This window comes from Serratia sp. BW106, assembly GCF_002607755.1.
Classification (GTDB): Bacteria; Pseudomonadota; Gammaproteobacteria; order Enterobacterales; family Enterobacteriaceae; genus Serratia; species Serratia proteamaculans.
Genome location: NZ_MCGS01000005.1, coordinates 137,653 through 155,432, shown reverse-complemented (window position 1 = coordinate 155,432; position 17,780 = coordinate 137,653). Strand labels below are relative to the sequence as shown.

The window sequence follows — 17,780 nt, the reverse complement described above, 5'->3', positions numbered from 1 at the left end:
GAATTATGGCAATGCAATCTCAGGACATCATTCGTAAATCCGCCACCAATGGCTTCACGCCGGCGCCACGCGCCCGTGACCACCAGGAAGAAGTGGCCAAACTGATCGATGTCACCACCTGTATCGGCTGCAAGGCCTGTCAGGTGGCGTGTTCCGAGTGGAACGACATCCGCGATGAAATCGGGCATAACGTCGGGGTGTACGATAACCCCGCCGATCTGACCGCCAAGTCGTGGACGGTGATGCGCTTCTCCGAAGTGGAGGAAAACGGCAAGCTGGAGTGGCTGATCCGCAAGGACGGCTGCATGCACTGCGCCGATCCGGGCTGCCTGAAGGCCTGCCCGTCGGAAGGGGCAATCATCCAGTACGCCAACGGCATTGTCGACTTCCAGTCCGAGCACTGCATCGGTTGCGGTTACTGCATCGCCGGTTGCCCGTTCGATGTGCCGCGCATGAACAAGGACGACAACCGGGTGTACAAGTGCACCCTGTGTGTCGATCGCGTTGATGTCGGCCAGGAACCGGCCTGTGTGAAGACCTGCCCGACCGGCGCTATCCATTTTGGCACCAAGGACGCCATGAAGGAGATTGCCGCCGAGCGCGTCAGCGAGCTGAACACCCGTGGTTATCAGAACGCCGGTCTGTACGATCCGGCGGGCGTGGGTGGCACCCATGTGATGTATGTGCTGCACCATGCCGACAAACCGCAGCTGTATCACGGTTTGCCGGATAACCCGACCATCAGCCCGGCGATCACGTTCTGGAAAGGCGTGTGGAAACCCCTGGCGGCCATCGGCTTTGCCGCCACCTTTGCAGCGAGTGTGTTCCACTATGTCGGTGTCGGTCCAAACCGCGTCGAAGAGGAAGACAACGACGAGCTGCACGATGAGGAGACGCGCAAATGAGGAAGGAAAAGCGTATTCAGCGCTACAGCGCGCCGGAGCGGATTAACCACTGGATTGTGGCGTTCTGCTTTGTGTTCGCCGCCATCAGCGGACTGGGGTTCTTTTTCCCCTCCTTCAACTGGCTGATGAACATTTTCGGTACGCCGCAGCTGGCGCGCATTCTGCACCCCTTCGTTGGGGTGATCATGTTTGCGGCCTTCCTGCTGATGTTTTTGCGCTACTGGAAGCATAATCTGATCAACCGCGAAGACATCGTCTGGGCCAAAAACATCCAAAAAATCGTCATGAACGAGGAAGTGGGTGACACCGGGCGTTATAATTTCGGTCAGAAATGCGTATTCTGGGCGGCAATCATTAGCCTGGTGCTGCTGCTGGCCAGCGGTGTGGTGATCTGGCGGCCGTACTTTGCGCCGTCCTTCCCGATACCGCTGATCCGCATCGCGCTGCTGGTGCATTCGCTGGCTGCGGTGGGGTTGATCATCGTGATTATGGTGCACATTTACGCCGCGCTGTGGGTAAAAGGCACCATTACCGCCATGGTGGAAGGCTGGGTGCCGGCGGCCTGGGCTAAAAAACATCATCCGCGTTGGTACCGAGAGGTCCGCGAGAAACAACAGGAAGACAAACCCTGATGAGCATCCGCATTGTTCCTAAAGAGCAACTAGGGGCACAGCGTGAGAAGTCCACAACGGCGGAAACCATCCCGCCGTTACTTTTCGCGAATCTGAAAAGCCTTTACAACCGCCGTGCTGAACGCCTGCGCAAGCTGGCGACCGACAACCCGCTGGGCGACTACCTGAACTTCGCCGCCCAACTGGCCGAGGCGCAACATCATGCGCTGCACGACAACCCGCTGACGCTGGATTTGACCGACGCGTTGCAGCAGAGTGCCGCCAGCGGCAAACCGCCGCTGGATCTGAGCGTCTACCCGCGCAGTGAACACTGGCACAAGCTGCTGGCCTCGCTGATTGCCGAGTTGCGCCCGCAGGCGCCGGAACACATTCTGGCGGTGCTGGATAACCTGGAAAAGGCCTCGTCACACGAGCTGGAGTTGCTGGCCGACGCCTTGCTTAACCAGGATTTCGGCAAAATTGGCAGCGAGAAAGCGCCGTTTATCTGGGCCGCGTTGTCGCTCTATTGGGCGCAGATGGCCGGGCAAATCCCTGGCAAAGCGCGCGCGGAATATGGCGAACACCGCCAGTTCTGCCCGGTATGCGGTAGCATTCCGGTGTCCAGCGTGGTGCATATCGGTACCGTCAGCGGCCTGCGTTATTTGCACTGCAACCTGTGCGAAAGCGAATGGCACGTGGTGCGGATCAAGTGCAGTAACTGTGAGCAAACGCGCGATCTCAACTATTGGTCGCTGGACAGCGAACTGGCGGCGGTGAAGGCGGAAAGCTGCGGTGACTGCGGCACTTACCTGAAGATTTTGTATCAGGAAAAAGACCCGCAGGTTGAAGCGGTTGCCGACGATTTGGCCACGCTGGTGCTCGACGCCAAAATGGAAGATGAAGGCTTTGCCCGCAGCAGCATCAACCCGTTCCTGTTCCCGGGGTCGTAATCTCTGGCATATTGGGCTGAATGTATTCGGCCCTTAGCATTTACCGGATGATTAATTTCGGATTGGGCTTCTGGCATTCGCCCGGGCGAGTTGCTACGTTTACGGCATGACGCGCGAAGCGAAAGGAAAGGGATTGACGATGTTGAAGACCATTGCGAAATTGACGGCGGTTGCAGTTTTGACCCTTGTGCTGGCGGCCTGCGACAACAAGGACGACACCAAGCCGGAAGTGCCGAAGCCGGATACCAAACCGACCGTCACTCAACCTGCACCGCCACCGCCGGTGGTGGAGGCCCCACCCGCGGCGCCTCCAGGCCTGAAAGTCTCGATGCAAAAGGGCAAGATTACCTTTGAATTGCCGTCGGGCTTTAGCGATCAGACCGAGAACAGCGGCATTATCAACGACAGCAAATCCACCATTCAGCGCTTCCTTGACGGCAAGTCGCGTCAGAGCACCGTCTCTTCCGAAGTGATCCCGCCGGACGACATGAAGCTCAACAGCAGCGATAAAATGCTGAAAGAGCTGACCCAGAGCATTATCACCGAACTGGGCGACCGCTATCAGAACATCCAGACCACTAAAGAAGAGAGTTTCACCGTTGGTAAACAGAAATTCCATCGTCTGGATACCGAGCAGAGCGTCAACGGGCAGAAGGTGATGTCCACCATCATGCTGACGGTATTCAATAAGCGGGTGGTGACGTTGCAAATGTTGTCGCCGGCCAAAACGCCGGAGGCGCATCAGGCGCTGGTTCAGCAGGTTATCGACACGCTGGCGGTGAAATAACACCGCTGTGGTTTGCAAACCGAGGGGAAGACTGATGAAGCTTATTGGCAGTTACACCAGCCCTTTTGTCCGCAAGATTTCCGTGATGTTGTTAGAAAAGGGGATCGCGTTCGCATTCGTTAACGATCCGCCGTATGAGCCGGGCAGTCGGGTGGTGGAGCTGGATCCGCTCGCCAAGGTCCCGGTGCTGGTGGCCGAAGACGGTGCCGTCTTTTACGACTCGCGGGTGATCGCCGAATACCTCGAACTGCTGTCGGTGGCCCCGGCGTTTTTGCCCGCCGATCGCGCGGCAGCGCTGCGCATTCGTCAGGTGGAAGCCCTGGCGGATGGCGTAACCGAGGCCGCCGCCACGCTGTTTCGCGAGAGCAAGCGGGCGTCAGAAAAACAGGACGAAAACTGGATCCTGCGCCAGCGCGCCAAGCTGACGCACGGACTGGACGCGCTGGAAAAACTGGCGCAGGAAAAAACGCTGCTGAACACCGACACGCTGACGCTGGCCGATATCGCCACCGGCTGCGCGCTGGGCTACCTTAATTTCCGCCGCATCATGCCCAACTGGTGCGTTGAGCGACCGGCGTTGATCAAGCTGGCCGAACGGCTGTTTGCCCGCGAAAGCTTTGCCCGCACCTCGCCCCCCTGATCTCCCTCACCCCGCTGCTGCGGGGTTTAGATTGATGACAAACACCCGAAAAACGTGGTTTTCGGATGTTTGGGGTAAACCAGGAGACATAATTCTTTTGTTTTTATTGGTACTCAAATCATTACGTTAACCACCAAGGCTTGGTCAGCAGTCTTACCCCGCTGCTGCGGGGTTTTGCTTTATGCCGAGACCACTACATTAAAACCGAGCGACCATGAGCACTGAATCCCAGTATCTTTACAGCCAGTTACCCGCCATTGACCGCCTGCTGCGCGATCCCGCTATTGAACCGCTGGTGGAACAACATGGCCAGACGCTGATTAGCGACCTGCTGCGCCAACTGCAACTGCAGGCGCGTGAAACCATTAAACAACATCAACGGCTGCCCGACTGGTGCGCCGATTGGCCGCAGGCGCTTGGCGCAGCGCTGGCACAACGGCAGCGCACGGCGTTGACACCGGTATTCAACCTGAGCGGTACCGTGCTGCACACCAATCTGGGCCGTGCCCTGCTGGCGCAGCCGGCGATTGAGGCGGTGACGCGCTCAATGGGAGAGCCGGTGACGCTGGAATACGATCTGGATGGCGCCGGGCGTGGGCATCGCGATCGCGCCATCGCGGATTTATTGTGTCAGCTGACCGGCGCGGAAGACGCCTGTATCGTCAATAACAATGCGGCAGCGGTGCTGCTGATGCTGGCGGCAATCGCACCCGGCAAGCAAGTGGTGGTGTCGCGCGGTGAGCTGGTGGAAATCGGCGGTGCATTTCGCATACCTGACGTGATGCGTCAGGCGGGCTGCCAGTTGGTGGAGGTGGGCACCACCAACCGCACTCACCTGAAAGACTACCGTAACGCCATTAACGACCAGACCGGGTTGCTGATGAAGGTGCATACCAGCAACTACAGCATTCAGGGCTTTACCGCCGCGGTGGACGAAACCGAACTGGCGCAGCTCGGTGCAGAGCACGGCCTGCCGACCGCCACCGATCTGGGCAGCGGCTCACTGATTGATATGGCGCAGTATGGTCTGCCGGCCGAGCCTATGCCGCAGCGGTTGCTGGCCGCCGGGGTTGATCTGGTGACCTTCTCCGGTGACAAACTGTTGGGCGGCCCGCAGGCCGGTATCATCGTCGGTAAAAAGGCGCTGATTGCCCGACTGCAGCAGCATCCTTTAAAGCGTGCGCTGCGCGTTGGCAAGCTGACGTTGGCAGCGCTGGAGGCTACCTTGCGGCTCTATCAGCAACCCGAGCTGCTGGCGCAACAGCTGCCGACGCTACGATTGCTGACTCGCCCACAGCAGGCGATGCAGCAGGCTGCCGAACATCTGTTACAGGTGCTGACGCCACAATTTGCCGGGCATTTCCAACTGCGTGCCGAGCCCTGCTGGTCGCAGATTGGTAGCGGCTCGTTGCCGGTGGATCGGTTGCCGAGCTATGCATTGACCTTTACGCCGCAGGACGGCCGCGGCGCGACGTTGGAGGCACTGGCGGAACGCTGGCGCCGTCTACCGCAGCCGGTGATTGGCCGAATTAACGACGGCAGGCTGTGGCTCGATCTGCGCTGCCTGGAGCAGGAAGAGGCGTTGATTGAGGCATTGAGCGCATGATTATTGCTACCGCAGGCCATGTCGACCATGGCAAGACCACCTTGCTGCAGGCGATCTCCGGGATCAACGCCGATCGCCTGCCGGAAGAAAAACGCCGGGGCATGACCATAGATCTGGGCTATGCCTACTGGCCGCAGCCCGATGGCCGGGTGCTGGGCTTTATCGACGTGCCTGGCCATGAAAAATTCCTCGCCAATATGCTGGCAGGCGTCGGCGGCATTGACCATGCGCTGCTGGTGGTGGCCTGCGACGACGGCGTGATGGCGCAAACCCGTGAGCACCTGGCCATCTTGCGGCTGAGTGGGCGGCCGACGTTGACGGTGGCGCTGACCAAGGCCGATCGGGTGGATGAGGCGCGCATTGAAGAGGTACGACGCCAGCTAAGTGACGAGCTGGCGCAGCAGGGGTGGCATCAGGTGCCGATGTTCGTCACCGCAGCGCTACAGGCGCGGGGGATCGATGCATTGCGTGCGCACCTGTTGGCGTTGCAGCCAAACGAACATGCGTTAAGCCGTCGCTTCCGTCTGGCGGTGGATCGCGCGTTCAGCGTAAAAGGTGCGGGTCTGGTGGTGACCGGTACCGCGCTGGGCGGGCAGGTGGCGGTGGGTGACTCGCTGTGGCTGACCGGCGCCGATACCCCGGTGCGGGTACGCGGCCTGCACGCGCAAAACCAGCAGGTTGAGCTGGCGCAGGCCGGGCAGCGTATCGCGCTAAATATCAGCGGTGACGTCAGTAAAGAACAGGTGGCACGCGGTGACTGGCTGCTGGCGCAAAAGCCGCTGGCCGCTGCCGAGCGCATTTTGGTCGCGTTGGATGCTGATCAACCGATAAAACATTGGCAACCGCTGCATCTGCATCATGCCGCCAGTCATATCACCGGGCGAATTTCGCTGCTGAATGAAGGCTTGGCAGAGCTGATCCTCGATCGCCCGTTGTGGTTAGCGGAAAACGATCGGCTGGTGCTGCGGGATATTGGCGCTCGCCAAACGCTGGGGGGCGCCAGAGTACTGAGTTTGACCACCCCGAAGCGAGGCAAGCGTCAACCTGAGTATCTGGCCTGGCTGGCGACGCTGGCACAGGCTGATGATGACCGGCAGGCGCTGGCGTTGCATCTGCCTAACGGCGCAATGGATCTGGCCGCCTTTGCCTGGGCCCGGCAACTGACCGAAGGCGAGCTGGCGGCGCTGTTGGCGGGCCGTGAGTTGCTGATTAGCGGCGATATGGCATTGGCGCAGGAGAATGCCCAGCAGGGCCAGCAGCGTTTATTACAGGTATTGGCCGAGTATCACCTGCAGCATGCCGATCAACTCGGTCTGGGGCGGGCACGCCTGCGGCGTATGGCCTTGCCTCAGTTGGCCGAACCGCTGGTATTTATGATGATCGATCGGCTGCTGGCCGAGGGTTTTATAAACAATACGCGGGGCTGGTTGCACCTGCCGGAGCACGGTCTGGCGTTCAGTGCTGAGGAACTGACCCTGTGGGAAAGTATCGAGCCGCGGTTCGGTGATGAAGCCTGGTGGGTGCGCGATCTGGCGACCGAATTGGGCGAGGATGAGGCCCGGGTGCGGGCGACGTTGCGTAAAGCGGCGCAGTTGGGGCATGTCACGGCGGTGGTGGTGGATCGTTACTACCTAAGCCGACGCATAGAACAGTTCGCTGCACTGATCCGCGAGCTGGATGTGGAACAGGGCAGTGCCAACGCCGCCGATTTTCGCGATCGGCTCGGTGTGGGCCGCAAACTGGCGATCCAGGTATTGGAGTTCTTCGACCGCAGCGGTTTCACCCGCCGCAAAGGTAACCAGCACCTGCTGCGCGACGGCGGGTTGTTTAATCATTGATTGTGTGTTTTTTGTTCTCTTGCCGCGCTATAATCAAAACTAATCATCCTGATTGATATTGATTATGCTCAGAGGTAACTACGATGAATACTAAAGTCATCACCGCACATGTGCCGTTACCCTTGGCGGACAAAGTTGATGAGATGGCAGCTAAGCTGGAACGTTCACGCGGATGGATCGTTAAGCAGGCCCTTGCCGCATGGCTCGATCAAGAAGAAGAACGCCGCCGCTTAACATTGGAAGCCCTTGCCGATGTTGAACAGAAAAATATTATCGACCATGAATCGGTAGAAGCTTGGGCAGCAAGCCTGGACAGTGAGAAGCCTCTGCCGGTACCACGCTGATGGAATTAAAATGGACTAGTAAGGCGCTATCGGATTTGGCGCGTTTGTTTGAATTTCTTGCCCTGGCTAATCGAACCGCTGCAGCCCACATGATGCAGGCTTTGGTCGCGGCGCCGAAGGTGTTGCGTGATAACCCTCGAATAGGCGAGAGATTGGATGAGTTTTTGCCCCAAGAGGTACGCCGTATACTCATAGGTCATTATGAAATGCGCTACCAGCTGCACTCTTCAACGATCTACATTCTGCGAATCTGGCATACACGCGAGGAAAGATAGTTTCATCGCATGCCAGCGTTTTCACTTCTGCGGCTTTTAAACAATTTTAAGCGGGGCATTTGATTACAACGCGGCGTTAGGCGTCGGGGTTGCGTCGCCGCTGCGGCGTTTGCTGAGGAACAGCGCCACCAGCGCCAGCCAGCACAGGCCGCTGACCAGGTTGAACAAATTGAACAACCCGCTGCCGCCCCAGACGTAGGCCACTTTCGCCAGCTCAATTCCGACGGTGAACACCATCATGCTCAGCATGCCCATGGTGGCGGAAACCGTGCCCTTGCTCACATTGCTTGAGAACAGCGTCAGGCGATACAGCCCGGCGTTGGCCAGCCCGATACCGTAAGCGTACAGACTCAGGCCCGCAGTCATCCACAGATAGGCGTGAGTTGAGAACAGCGTGGCCAGCACCGCGATCAGCAGCCCCAGCATCATTGGCCCTGCGCCCAGTTTGATCAGCCGTTGGACGCTGTTCTTGCCGGTCATCCGCGCCAGCGTCAGGTTGCCGAGGATCAGCGCGCCGAACACCGGAATTTGCAACAGGCCGTAATCCAGCGTCGACAGCGACTCGCCACTGATCAGGATCACCGGTGATTGGGCAATCCAGGCCAGCAGCGGCAGGCTGGCGAAGCCAATGGCCAACGCACCGCAGACAAAGCGACGGTTGGACAGCACCTGGCGATAGTCACGCCACAGGTTGGCAGCCGAGAGTTTCTCACCCTGCAGCGACGCGGTTTCCGGCATCGCTTTCCACAGGCCGTAGAAGGCAAACGCTGCCAGTGCCGCAAACAGTACGAACATGCTTTGCCATGGTGCGACGTGGATCAGCGCTGCACCGGCCAGCGGCCCGAGCAGCGGGGCGATCAGTGCCACGTTAGCCATCAGCGCGGTGATTTTTATGCACACCGATTCCTCAAAGGATTCCTGTATCGTGGCGTAGCCCACCGCACCGATAAAGCACAGGCCAATCCCCTGCAGGAAACGCATAAAGATAAACTGTTCAATGCTGGTCACCAGCAAAATCGCCAGGCAGGCGACGATAAAGAACGCCACGCCGGCCAGCATCACCGGGCGACGGCCACGGCGATCCGACAACGGCCCCAGCAGCCATTGCAGGAAAATACCGCCGGCCAGATAGGCGGTCATGGAGGTGGGCACCCACTCTTCACCGGCGTTGAAATCGGCCACCACCGCCAGCATGCCAGGCTGGATCATATCGTTGGCGATATAGGTGGCGAATTCGAACAGCACCAGACACAGAGGGAATAAAAGCGCCTGTCGACCCAAGCGAGCCGCAGGTGGTAATGTTGTTTTCATATTTATCGTACTGAAAGTAAAGAAGAAATAAGGAACTGTCAGGGCGGGAAGCGCTATCTGAGCGAGTTGTGGCGGCTATTTTGCAGCCAATTGTTCACCTTGGCAATAATAAGGTGTTGTTTCAGCACATTCTGATATTGCCCGTCAGGGTTGCCACCCACACTTTCGCTGGTTAACCTCCTTTTAACAGACGAAGATGACAATATTGCGGGCGACCTTTTGAGTAATAAAATTGGCTGGATAGATAACTTGCGCGCGGTGGCGTGCATGATGGTGGTGATGATCCACGCGACCACCTATTACGTCACCAGCGGGGTGGCGGTGGGCGAACACAACTGGGATATTTCCAACCTGTTGAATTCGATGTCGCGCGTCTCGGTGCCGTTATTTTTCATGATTTCCGGTTATCTGTTTTTCGGTGAGAAAAGCGCCGGTAAGAAACATTTCATCCGCATTGGCTGCTGTATCTTGTTCTACAGCGCCATCGCGCTGATCTATATTGCGACGTTCACCAAGATTGGCTTCTGGCCGTCGCTGCGCGGCATATTGCTGAAACCGGTGTTCTATCACCTGTGGTTCTTCTATGCGATCGCGGTCATTTATTTGCTGTCGCCGTTGATCAACGTCAAACCGGTATCGCGCCGCTATCTGGCCGCTGTACTGGTGATCCTGGCGGTGATCGCCAACCCCAATACCCGCCCGCTGACCCTGGGCAATGTGCACCTGCTGCCGGTGAATCTGTATATCTATGGCGACACCTTCTATTACCTGCTGTATGCGTTGGCCGGCCGGGCGATTGGCATGATGGACACCCAGGGACGTGGCATCAGTTGGCTGGCGGCGTCAGGTTTTGTGTTTAGCGTGGCGTTGATTATTCACGGCACCAAAAGCCAGATGTTTATTAACGGTAATTTCGCCGATACCTACTACATCTACTGCGGCCCGCTGGTGTTTATCGCGGCGGTATCACTGCTGATCTGGTTTAAAAACTGTCTGCCGGAGCCGATTGGCTGGTTGGGCGTTTTTTCCCGCCATTCGCTGGCGATCTACGGTTTTCACGCCATTATCGTTAACTTTATGCGTAACCGGCATCTGGAGCTGACGGCCCATCCATTGCTGGATATCTTCTGGGTGTTCGGGGTGGCGTTGGCACTCAGCCTGCTGTTGTCGATAGGGCTGCAGAAAATAGACCCTCGACGGTTGGTGTCATAGCCCGGTTGAACCGCGCTGTTGGGCGCGCCTCAGTTGGCGGCCGGAGGAGAACCCCGCCGCCAAGGCCGCTTTCTCCAGCCCGTAGCCTTGCTGCAGGCGCTGCTGCGCTACTGCCAGCCGTAGCTGCTCATGATACTCGCGCACGCTGATACCGATATGGCTACGGAACAATCGTGCCAGATGACGGCTACTGACGTGGGCCTTTTCCGCCACCTGCGGCACCGACCATTCCGCTTCCGGCTCGGCGGCCATCACGTCTTGCGCACGGTGCACCGCCGGGTGCAGATGGTTACGGTAGCGTAGCCAGGGCGAAAGCTGCGGGTCGTCGCCGGAACGGCGAAAATACACCACCATCTCACGGGCGATTTCCATTGCCCGGGTAGCGCCACACTGGCGGTTAATCAGGTGCAGAGCCAGATCGATACCGGCGGTGATCCCCGCGCTGGTGTAAACGCCGCGGTCTTCAACAAAGATGCGATTTTCTTTCACCTGCGCTGCCGGGGCCTGCTGGCGCAGGCGATCGAGCACGTCGTGATGGGTGGTGCATTGGTAGCCGTCGAGCAAACCGGCCTGCGCCGCCAACAGGGCGCCGGAACAGACGCAGACCAATGTGATACGTTGCTGTTGCAGGTCGGGCTTCAGCGCAGCCAGCCAGCGGCGGGCCTGTTCGGCTGGCGCAGTGGCGAAGAAATGCTGCGAATCACTGACGCCCGGAACCACCAGAATAGCGCCGTTTTCCAGCCGGTCAGGCAGCGGCTGTAGCTGACTCAACGTCATGCCGATCGAACAGGTGACCTGCGGCAGTGGGCTGATGTAGCGCAGGCTGAACTGCCCGGCCAGGCGCAGAGTTTCCGCCGGGCCGCTGACGTCCAGCGACAGCACCTGGGGCAGCATCAGAAAGTAGACGGCCTGCGGCATGATTACTCCTGTGAGAGTTGCGCCAGTGCCTCATCCACGCTGGCGATGCGGGCGAAGCGATCGACCAGCACCGTCTCAGTATGCCGCTTGAGCTGTTCGCTGGTAAAGACTTGTCCGTCGGGGTGTTGCATCGGGAAGGTCAACGTGGCTTCGGTGACAAAGGTGACCTGATAGCCGAGATCGGCCGCTACCCGGGTGGTGGTTTCACAGCACTGCTCGGTACGGATGCCGCAGATAATCAAATGCTTGATATGTCGCTCAAGCAACCAGGCATCCAGGCCGGACTCGGTCAGTGCGTTGTGCACCTGTTTGTGTACCGTGACATCGGCCTGATGGTCGAGGAAGGGCAGGCGCTTTACCCAGCCGGACGCCAACGAAAAGGGCCCCTCTGGCGACACGTGGAACACGTCAACCAGCGGCACGCCTTGCTGGTGACAGCCTGCGATCAACCGCGTCAGCGCCTGTTGGAACGCCGGCAGATCCTCTTCTTGCCAGAATGGACGATGCTGGAATGATTGCTGAACATCGATGATCAATAACGCGCTCTGTGACATTTTCGGCCCTCCGCCAATTAGGTATAACGCCATACTGCGCCGTTATCCTGCAGGGAAGAAGGCCAAAAACGGCCATTATGGTGGCATCAGCGGACCAGCATCAGGCTTTGCCGATCTGGCCGGCGACCAGCCGCCCCTGATGGAAGGTGGCGCGGCGAGTTGGCAGGCGGGCTACCGCTTCGGCGGAGCAACTGGCGTTGATCAGCACGAACTCTGCGCTGTCACCGGCTTTGGGCCACACTCGTTGACCCTTGTCATTCAGCGGCAGCACGCCGCCGGTGGAAATGGCCATGGCGCGTGATAGATGAAACTCGTCAGAACCCCGGTAAAGTTGGGCGTAAAGGTTGGCTTTTTCCAGAATGTCGCCAGTGCCGAATGGGGACCAGTGGTCGATCACGCTGTCGGTTCCGGTCATCACAAATACCCCTTTCTCACTGAGCTGTGGCAGCGGCATCATCAGCCCGCCAATCGGCACCGTGGAGGCGATGGTGATTTGCTGCGCGGCCAGGCGGGTGGCGGTTTCCTCCAGCTCATTCGGGTTCAGCGAGGTCAGGGCAAATGCGTGGCTGATGGTGACTTTACCGCGCAGCGAAGGGTTCTTTTCTACGGTGGTAATCATGTAGTTGATGGCGGCCACCCCGGCCGGGCTGGTTTCATGCAGGTGGATATCGACGCCTTTGCCGGTGTCGAGCGCAATCTGGAACATGGCGTCCAGTGACTGTTCCATCGCGCCGTCGACGTTGGTCGGATCCAGCCCGCCAACGTATTGCACCCCCATCTGCATGGCTTCACGCATTAAGCCGTCAACTTTAGAGTGCAGCAGGCCGTGCTGTGGGAAGGCGACGATTTCACAGCTGAAATCGGCCTGGTGAATTTCCAGCGCGCGCTGCAGGTGTTCCAGGCTTTTCAGCCCGCTGACCGGATCGATATTGCAGTGGCTACGCGCCACGGTACTGCCTTTGGATTGCAGCAGGGCGATCAGGTTTTCTGCACGTTGTTGTGAGGTAGGCAACAGCTTGGGGATCAGCGTCTGTTCCAGCGCAATCATATCCATAATGGTTTTGCCCTGACGCGGACGCGGTGCCTGCCATGGGCCGCTGTAAAAGGTTTTATCCAGGTGGATATGCATGTCGCGAAATGCCGGCAACAGCAACTGACCCTGTGCCTGATAGCGAGGCACACCAGTGGGAACCGCTGCCTCTTTTGGGTGGATGGCGGCAATTTTTCCGTCTTTGATTTCAAGCTGATAGAGCGCGGTGCGGGTGCCGATCACCGTGTTGCCATCGTACTCAAAACCGTCTTCCAGCCGCACATCGCTCAGCCAGTAGTGGCTGTCGGTCAGGGTCATGGGTTGGGTCTCCGGTGTACAGGGGCTGCCCGTCGGCACGGCGGCCTGCGCCACGCCACCGGTCAGGCCGATCACCGCACAGGCAGTGGTAATTTTGCCGGTTTGGCTGAGGAAAGCTCTGCGGCTTTGTTGTTGATTTTTTTCCACGTTCAGTTCCTTAATCCAGAGGTGAGGTGTGTCAAAAGACAGCCACCAATTTAGGAGAGGAGCCGACGGGTTGGCAGTGACATTTGCCACTGGCGACTATTCGATTTGGCAATAATAAGGGGGGCGGGTATTACCCCACCCCTGTTTTTACATCAGCGGCAACAGACGGGTATAGAGTTCGCGGAAGGTGCTGCGTAGCGCAGTGTACTGTTGGTGGCGCTCGGCATCTGGGGTATGTACCTGCTCCAGCGGTAATTCAGGCAGCAGTTCGCCGAGTGGGCGCTGCGGGTTCAGTGCGATCTGCGCCAGCCGCGCGGCCCCCAGCGCCGGACCGACGTCGCCGCCGGTTCGGTATTCCAGCCGCTGGCCACTGATGTCCGCCAGCATTTGCCGCCAGAATGGACTGCGTGCGCCGCCGCCAATCAGGGTGATGCTGGAGGGCTGCAGGCCGCTGGCGTGCAGCACGTCCATTCCGTCGGCCAGGGCGAAACCGACGCCTTCCAGTACCGCCCGCGCCAGATCGTTCGGACCATGTTGATGGGTGAGCCCCCAGAATGCCCCCTTGGCGTTCGGATTATTATGCGGAGTTCGCTCTCCGGACAGATAGGGCAAAAACCACAGCGGAGCCGCCGCCGGGGAGGCCTGTTCAACGTTACGCAGCAGGGTGGCGACGTCTTCGACATTAGTCAGTTTGCAAACCCAGTCCAGACAGGAGGCGGCGCTGAGCGTCACCGACATCAGGTGCCAGGTGTCAGGCAACGCATGGCAGAAGCTGTGCACCGCGCTGGCCGGGTTGCTGAGAAAACCGTCGCTGACCGCAAAATACACCCCCGAGGTACCGAGTGACAGCATCGCCTGCCCGGCCTGATACAGCCCCACGCCGATCGCCCCGGCCGCGTTATCGCCGCCGCCGGCCACCACCGGTACCGGCGACATACCCCAGCGGCGGGCCAGTTCGGTATGGGTCTGGCCGGTTACCTGATTGCCCTCGAACAGTTGCGGCATCTGGCGGCGGGTCAGGCCGCAGGCGGCCAGCATCTCGTCGCTCCAGTCGCGTTGCGCTACGTTCAGCCAGCCGGTGCCGGCGGCGTCCGACATGTCGCTGGCGAAGTCGCCGGTGATGCACCAGCGCAAATAATCTTTGGGCAATAGCACTTTATCGATGTGCTGAAACACCTGGGGCTCATGCTGTTGTACCCACAGCAGCTTAGGGGCGGTGAAGCCCGGCATCATCAGGTTGCCGGTGATTTGCCGTGATTGCGGTACCGCCTGTTCCAGCGCCAGACATTGCGCGGCGCTTCTGCCGTCGTTCCACAGGATCGCCGGGCGTAGCACCTGTTGCCGTGCGTCCAACAGCGTGGCGCCGTGCATCTGGCCGCTGAGACCGATGGCTTTTACCTGCTGCAGGCTGTGCTGCTTGCCCAGCGCCAGCATCGCGCGATCGGTGGCGTGCCACCAGTCCTGCGGCGCTTGCTCTGACCACAGGGGGTGAGGGCGGGAAATGGGCAGCGACTCACCGTGGCTGGCAAGCAGTTGGCCCTGCTCACTGAGCAAAATGACTTTTACGCCGGACGTGCCGAGGTCGATGCCGATATACATGGTTAAGGATCCTTAAATGCGCGGCGGAGTGCCGCGCGGGGTCAGTTAGCCGAACAGGTAGCGGTTCATCAGGTTTTCAAGCTGCTCCTGGCGGCCGCTGACGTGCTGTGGCGCCAGTGCATGTCCTTCAGCGTACTGCGCCAGGGCTTCGAGCGACAGTTTGCCCTGCAAAATTTGCTGGCCCAATTCACCATTCCAGCCGGCATAGCGTTTGGATACCTGCTGGTGTAACTGACCGTCAGTCACCATTTTCGCTGCGACCTTCAGCGCCAGCGCCATGGTGTCCATGGCACCAATATGGCCATAGAACAGGTCGTATTTGTCGGTGCTTTGACGGCGTACCTTGGCATCAAAGTTCAGCCCGCCGGTGGTAAAGCCCCCGGCCTTGAGAATTTCGAACATCACCAGCGCGTTCTCTTCTACGCTGATCGGGAACTGGTCGGTGTCCCAACCCAACTGCGGGTCGCCCCGGTTGGCATCGACGGAACCAAAGATGCCGAGCGCAATGGCGGTGGCGATCTCATGGTGGAACGAGTGACCCGCCAGCGTGGCGTGGTTGGCTTCGATATTCACCTTGATCTCTTTCTCCAGGCCGAACTGCTTGAGGAAGCCGTAAACGGTGGCGACATCGTAGTCGTATTGATGCTTGGTCGGCTCCTGGGGTTTGGGCTCAATCAGCAAGGTGCCCTGGAAACCGGTTTTATGTTTGTGCTCCACCACCATCTGCATAAAGCGGCCAATTTGCTCACGCTCCTGGCGCAGGTCGGTGTTCAGCAAGGTTTCATAGCCTTCGCGCCCGCCCCACAGCACGTAGTTCTCACCCCCCAGGCGTTGAGTGGCATTCATGGCGGTAAACACCTGAGTGGCAGCCCAACTGAATACTTCCGGATCCGGGTTGGTGGCGGCACCGGCGCCGTAACGCGGGTGGGTAAAGCAGTTGGCGGTGCCCCACAGCAGTTTTACGCCGCTGCCGTGTTGTTTTTCCTCCAGTACGTCGGTCATGACCGCAAAGTTGTGCAGATACTCTTTCAGCGAAGCGCCTTCCGGCGAAACGTCGACGTCATGGAAGCAGTAGTAGGGGACGTTCAGCTTGTGGAAGAACTCGAACGCCACGTCGGCTTTGCGTTTGGCCAGCGCCAGCGCATCGCCCGGTTGCTGCCAGGGACGATCGAAAGATCCGACGCCGAACATGTCCGCGCCGTTCCAGCAGAAAGTATGCCAGTAGCAGGCGGCAAAACGCAGGTGCTCCGCCATACGCTTGCCGAGCACCAGTTCATCCGGATTGTAATGATGAAAGGCCAGCGGGTTATTACTGGTGGGGCCTTCGTAGCGCACTTGCTCAAGCTGATCAAAATAAGATTGCATTATCGACTCCTGGGTAGCAATGCCCGGTTTACGGGATGCCTTTATCTTCGGAGTTTGCGACAGGTTGCTCAATTACGTTATTTCACACTTAAATTCACAGAATTATTAAATGTGCGACAGATCTCATAATCGGTTATTAACCGCAGTTTATTTAAGGCTTAATTCATTTTTATTTGTCGACCTGCTGCTTTTCAGCCTGAAAGCATGACCGCCATCATAAAAACAACATTAAACCAAAAATCATAATTGGCCGGTAAAAATCAGCAATTGCTGAATATTAAATAACCGATAACAATCCGCTCTAAGTTGTATCGCCAGTCTGTTTCAATTATTGCCCCTACCCGTTAAATAAAAAAGGTATATAAGATGAAATTCAAACCTGTGTTCCTTTCGGTCTGCGCACTGCTGGCGCTGGCCAGCCAACCGGCGTTCAGCAAAGAAGTCAAAATTGGCATGGCGATCGACGACCTGCGCCTGGAGCGCTGGCAAAAAGATCGCGATATCTTTGTCAGTAAAGCCAAGTCACTGGGGGCAGACGTGTTTGTTCAGTCGGCCAACGGCAATGAAGAAACCCAGATGGCGCAGATTGAAAACATGATCAACCGCGGCGTCGACGTGCTGGTGATTATTCCCTACAACGGCAAGGTGTTGAGCAACGTGATCAGCGAAGCCAAGCGGGAAGGCATTAAAGTGCTGGCTTACGATCGCATGATTAATAACGCCGATATCGATTTTTACATCTCCTTTGATAATGAAAAGGTCGGTGAGCTGCAGGCGCAAAGCCTGGTGCAGCGGGTGCCGCAGGGCAATTATTTCCTGATGGGCGGCTCGCCGGTGGATAACAACGCCAAGCTGTTCCGCCAGGGGCAGATGAAGGTGCTGCAACCGCTGATCGACGGCGGGAAAATCAAGGTAGTGGGCGATCAGTGGGTCGACGGATGGTTGCCGGAAAACGCATTAAAAATCATGGAAAATGCGCTGACTGCCAACAATAACAAGATTGATGCGGTAGTGGCTTCCAACGACGCCACCGCCGGTGGTGCGATCCAGGCGCTGGCCGCTCAGGGCCTGGCGGGCAAGGTGGCCATCTCCGGTCAGGATGCCGATTTGGCGGCGGTGAAGCGTATTGTCGCCGGTACTCAGACCATGACGGTGTATAAGCCGATCAGCAAGCTGGCCGACGAGGCGGCGGGCATCGCGGTGCAACTGGGCAAGGGTGAACAGCCGAAGGCCAACGCCACGTTAAATAACGGCAGTAAAGACGTGCCATCCTGGTTATTAACCCCTATTCCGGTGGATAAATCGAATATCGACAGCACCATTGTTGCCGACGGTTTCCACAAAAAAGCCGACATTAATTAATTCCGACA

The 17,780-nt window shown here is 58.3% G+C and carries 17 protein-coding genes; 11 read left to right on the top strand and 6 right to left on the bottom strand.

The window, feature by feature from the left end:
- The first annotated feature begins 5 nt into the window (after positions 1-5).
- The 9 genes from fdxH (at position 6) to BEI65_RS04135 (ending at position 7,956) form a co-directional block, all read left to right on the top strand.
- Complete coding sequence (fdxH, locus tag BEI65_RS04175) at positions 6-905, top strand: formate dehydrogenase subunit beta (protein WP_085115213.1); 900 nt, start codon at positions 6-8, stop codon at positions 903-905.
- Complete coding sequence (gene fdoI / locus BEI65_RS04170; protein WP_085115214.1) at positions 902-1,537, top strand: formate dehydrogenase cytochrome b556 subunit; 636 nt, start codon at positions 902-904, stop codon at positions 1,535-1,537. The genes fdxH and fdoI overlap by 4 nt, the downstream gene beginning before the upstream one ends.
- On the top strand, positions 1,537-2,466 hold the full coding sequence (gene fdhE / locus BEI65_RS04165; protein WP_099062256.1) for a formate dehydrogenase accessory protein FdhE: 930 nt from the start codon (positions 1,537-1,539) through the stop codon (positions 2,464-2,466). The genes fdoI and fdhE overlap by 1 nt, the downstream gene beginning before the upstream one ends.
- A 139-nt stretch (positions 2,467-2,605) precedes the next feature.
- On the top strand, positions 2,606-3,253 hold the full coding sequence (locus BEI65_RS04160) for a DcrB-related protein (protein ID WP_099062255.1): 648 nt from the start codon (positions 2,606-2,608) through the stop codon (positions 3,251-3,253).
- Positions 3,254-3,287: 34 nt separating this feature from the next.
- On the top strand, positions 3,288-3,893 hold the full coding sequence (locus BEI65_RS04155; protein WP_099062254.1) for a glutathione S-transferase: 606 nt from the start codon (positions 3,288-3,290) through the stop codon (positions 3,891-3,893).
- Between the two features lie 214 nt (positions 3,894-4,107).
- The gene (selA, locus tag BEI65_RS04150) at positions 4,108-5,499 is read left to right on the top strand and encodes an L-seryl-tRNA(Sec) selenium transferase (protein WP_099062253.1); all 1,392 of its coding nucleotides are present in this window, start codon (positions 4,108-4,110) and stop codon (positions 5,497-5,499) included.
- Positions 5,496-7,337, top strand: coding sequence for a selenocysteine-specific translation elongation factor (selB, locus tag BEI65_RS04145; RefSeq protein ID WP_099062252.1), 1,842 nt, complete (start codon positions 5,496-5,498; stop codon positions 7,335-7,337). The genes selA and selB overlap by 4 nt, the downstream gene beginning before the upstream one ends.
- Before the next feature lie 83 nt (positions 7,338-7,420).
- Positions 7,421-7,681, top strand: a complete 261-nt coding sequence (locus BEI65_RS04140) for a CopG family ribbon-helix-helix protein (protein ID WP_099062251.1) — start codon at positions 7,421-7,423, stop codon at positions 7,679-7,681.
- Entirely contained in the window at positions 7,681-7,956 is a 276-nt protein-coding gene (locus tag BEI65_RS04135) for a type II toxin-antitoxin system RelE/ParE family toxin (RefSeq protein ID WP_099062250.1), read from the top strand. The genes BEI65_RS04140 and BEI65_RS04135 overlap by 1 nt, the downstream gene beginning before the upstream one ends.
- A 63-nt stretch (positions 7,957-8,019) precedes the next feature.
- Here the strand turns inward: BEI65_RS04135 and BEI65_RS04130 are convergent, their stop codons facing one another.
- Positions 8,020-9,267 (bottom strand): MFS transporter, encoded by a 1,248-nt coding sequence (locus tag BEI65_RS04130; RefSeq protein ID WP_099062249.1) that lies wholly within the window; start codon positions 9,265-9,267, stop codon positions 8,020-8,022.
- A gap of 219 nt (positions 9,268-9,486) precedes the next feature.
- On the opposite strand from BEI65_RS04130, the gene BEI65_RS04125 reads away from it, so the two are divergent.
- Positions 9,487-10,479, top strand: a complete 993-nt coding sequence (locus tag BEI65_RS04125; RefSeq protein WP_099062248.1) for an acyltransferase — start codon at positions 9,487-9,489, stop codon at positions 10,477-10,479.
- Here the strand turns inward: BEI65_RS04125 and BEI65_RS04120 are convergent.
- The 5 genes from BEI65_RS04120 to xylA all read right to left on the bottom strand — a co-directional run bounded on the left by BEI65_RS04120 (position 10,474) and on the right by xylA (position 16,410).
- On the bottom strand, positions 10,474-11,397 hold the full coding sequence (locus tag BEI65_RS04120) for a GlxA family transcriptional regulator (protein WP_099062247.1): 924 nt from the start codon (positions 11,395-11,397) through the stop codon (positions 10,474-10,476). The genes BEI65_RS04125 and BEI65_RS04120 overlap by 6 nt on opposite strands.
- A 2-nt stretch (positions 11,398-11,399) precedes the next feature.
- The gene (locus BEI65_RS04115) at positions 11,400-11,951 is read right to left on the bottom strand and encodes a cysteine hydrolase family protein (protein WP_085115225.1); all 552 of its coding nucleotides are present in this window, start codon (positions 11,949-11,951) and stop codon (positions 11,400-11,402) included.
- A 100-nt stretch (positions 11,952-12,051) separates the two neighbouring features.
- Positions 12,052-13,446, bottom strand: a complete 1,395-nt coding sequence (locus BEI65_RS04110; RefSeq protein WP_099062246.1) for an amidohydrolase family protein — start codon at positions 13,444-13,446, stop codon at positions 12,052-12,054.
- A gap of 147 nt (positions 13,447-13,593) precedes the next feature.
- Entirely contained in the window at positions 13,594-15,045 is a 1,452-nt protein-coding gene (xylB, locus tag BEI65_RS04105) for a xylulokinase (protein WP_099062245.1), read from the bottom strand.
- 45 nt (positions 15,046-15,090) lie between these two features.
- Entirely contained in the window at positions 15,091-16,410 is a 1,320-nt protein-coding gene (gene xylA / locus BEI65_RS04100) for a xylose isomerase (protein WP_099062244.1), read from the bottom strand.
- 366 nt (positions 16,411-16,776) lie between these two features.
- Here xylA and xylF point away from each other — a divergent pair, with 366 nt between their 5' ends.
- The gene (gene xylF, locus BEI65_RS04095; protein WP_099062243.1) at positions 16,777-17,772 is read left to right on the top strand and encodes a D-xylose ABC transporter substrate-binding protein; all 996 of its coding nucleotides are present in this window, start codon (positions 16,777-16,779) and stop codon (positions 17,770-17,772) included.
- Positions 17,773-17,780: the final 8 nt, after the last annotated feature.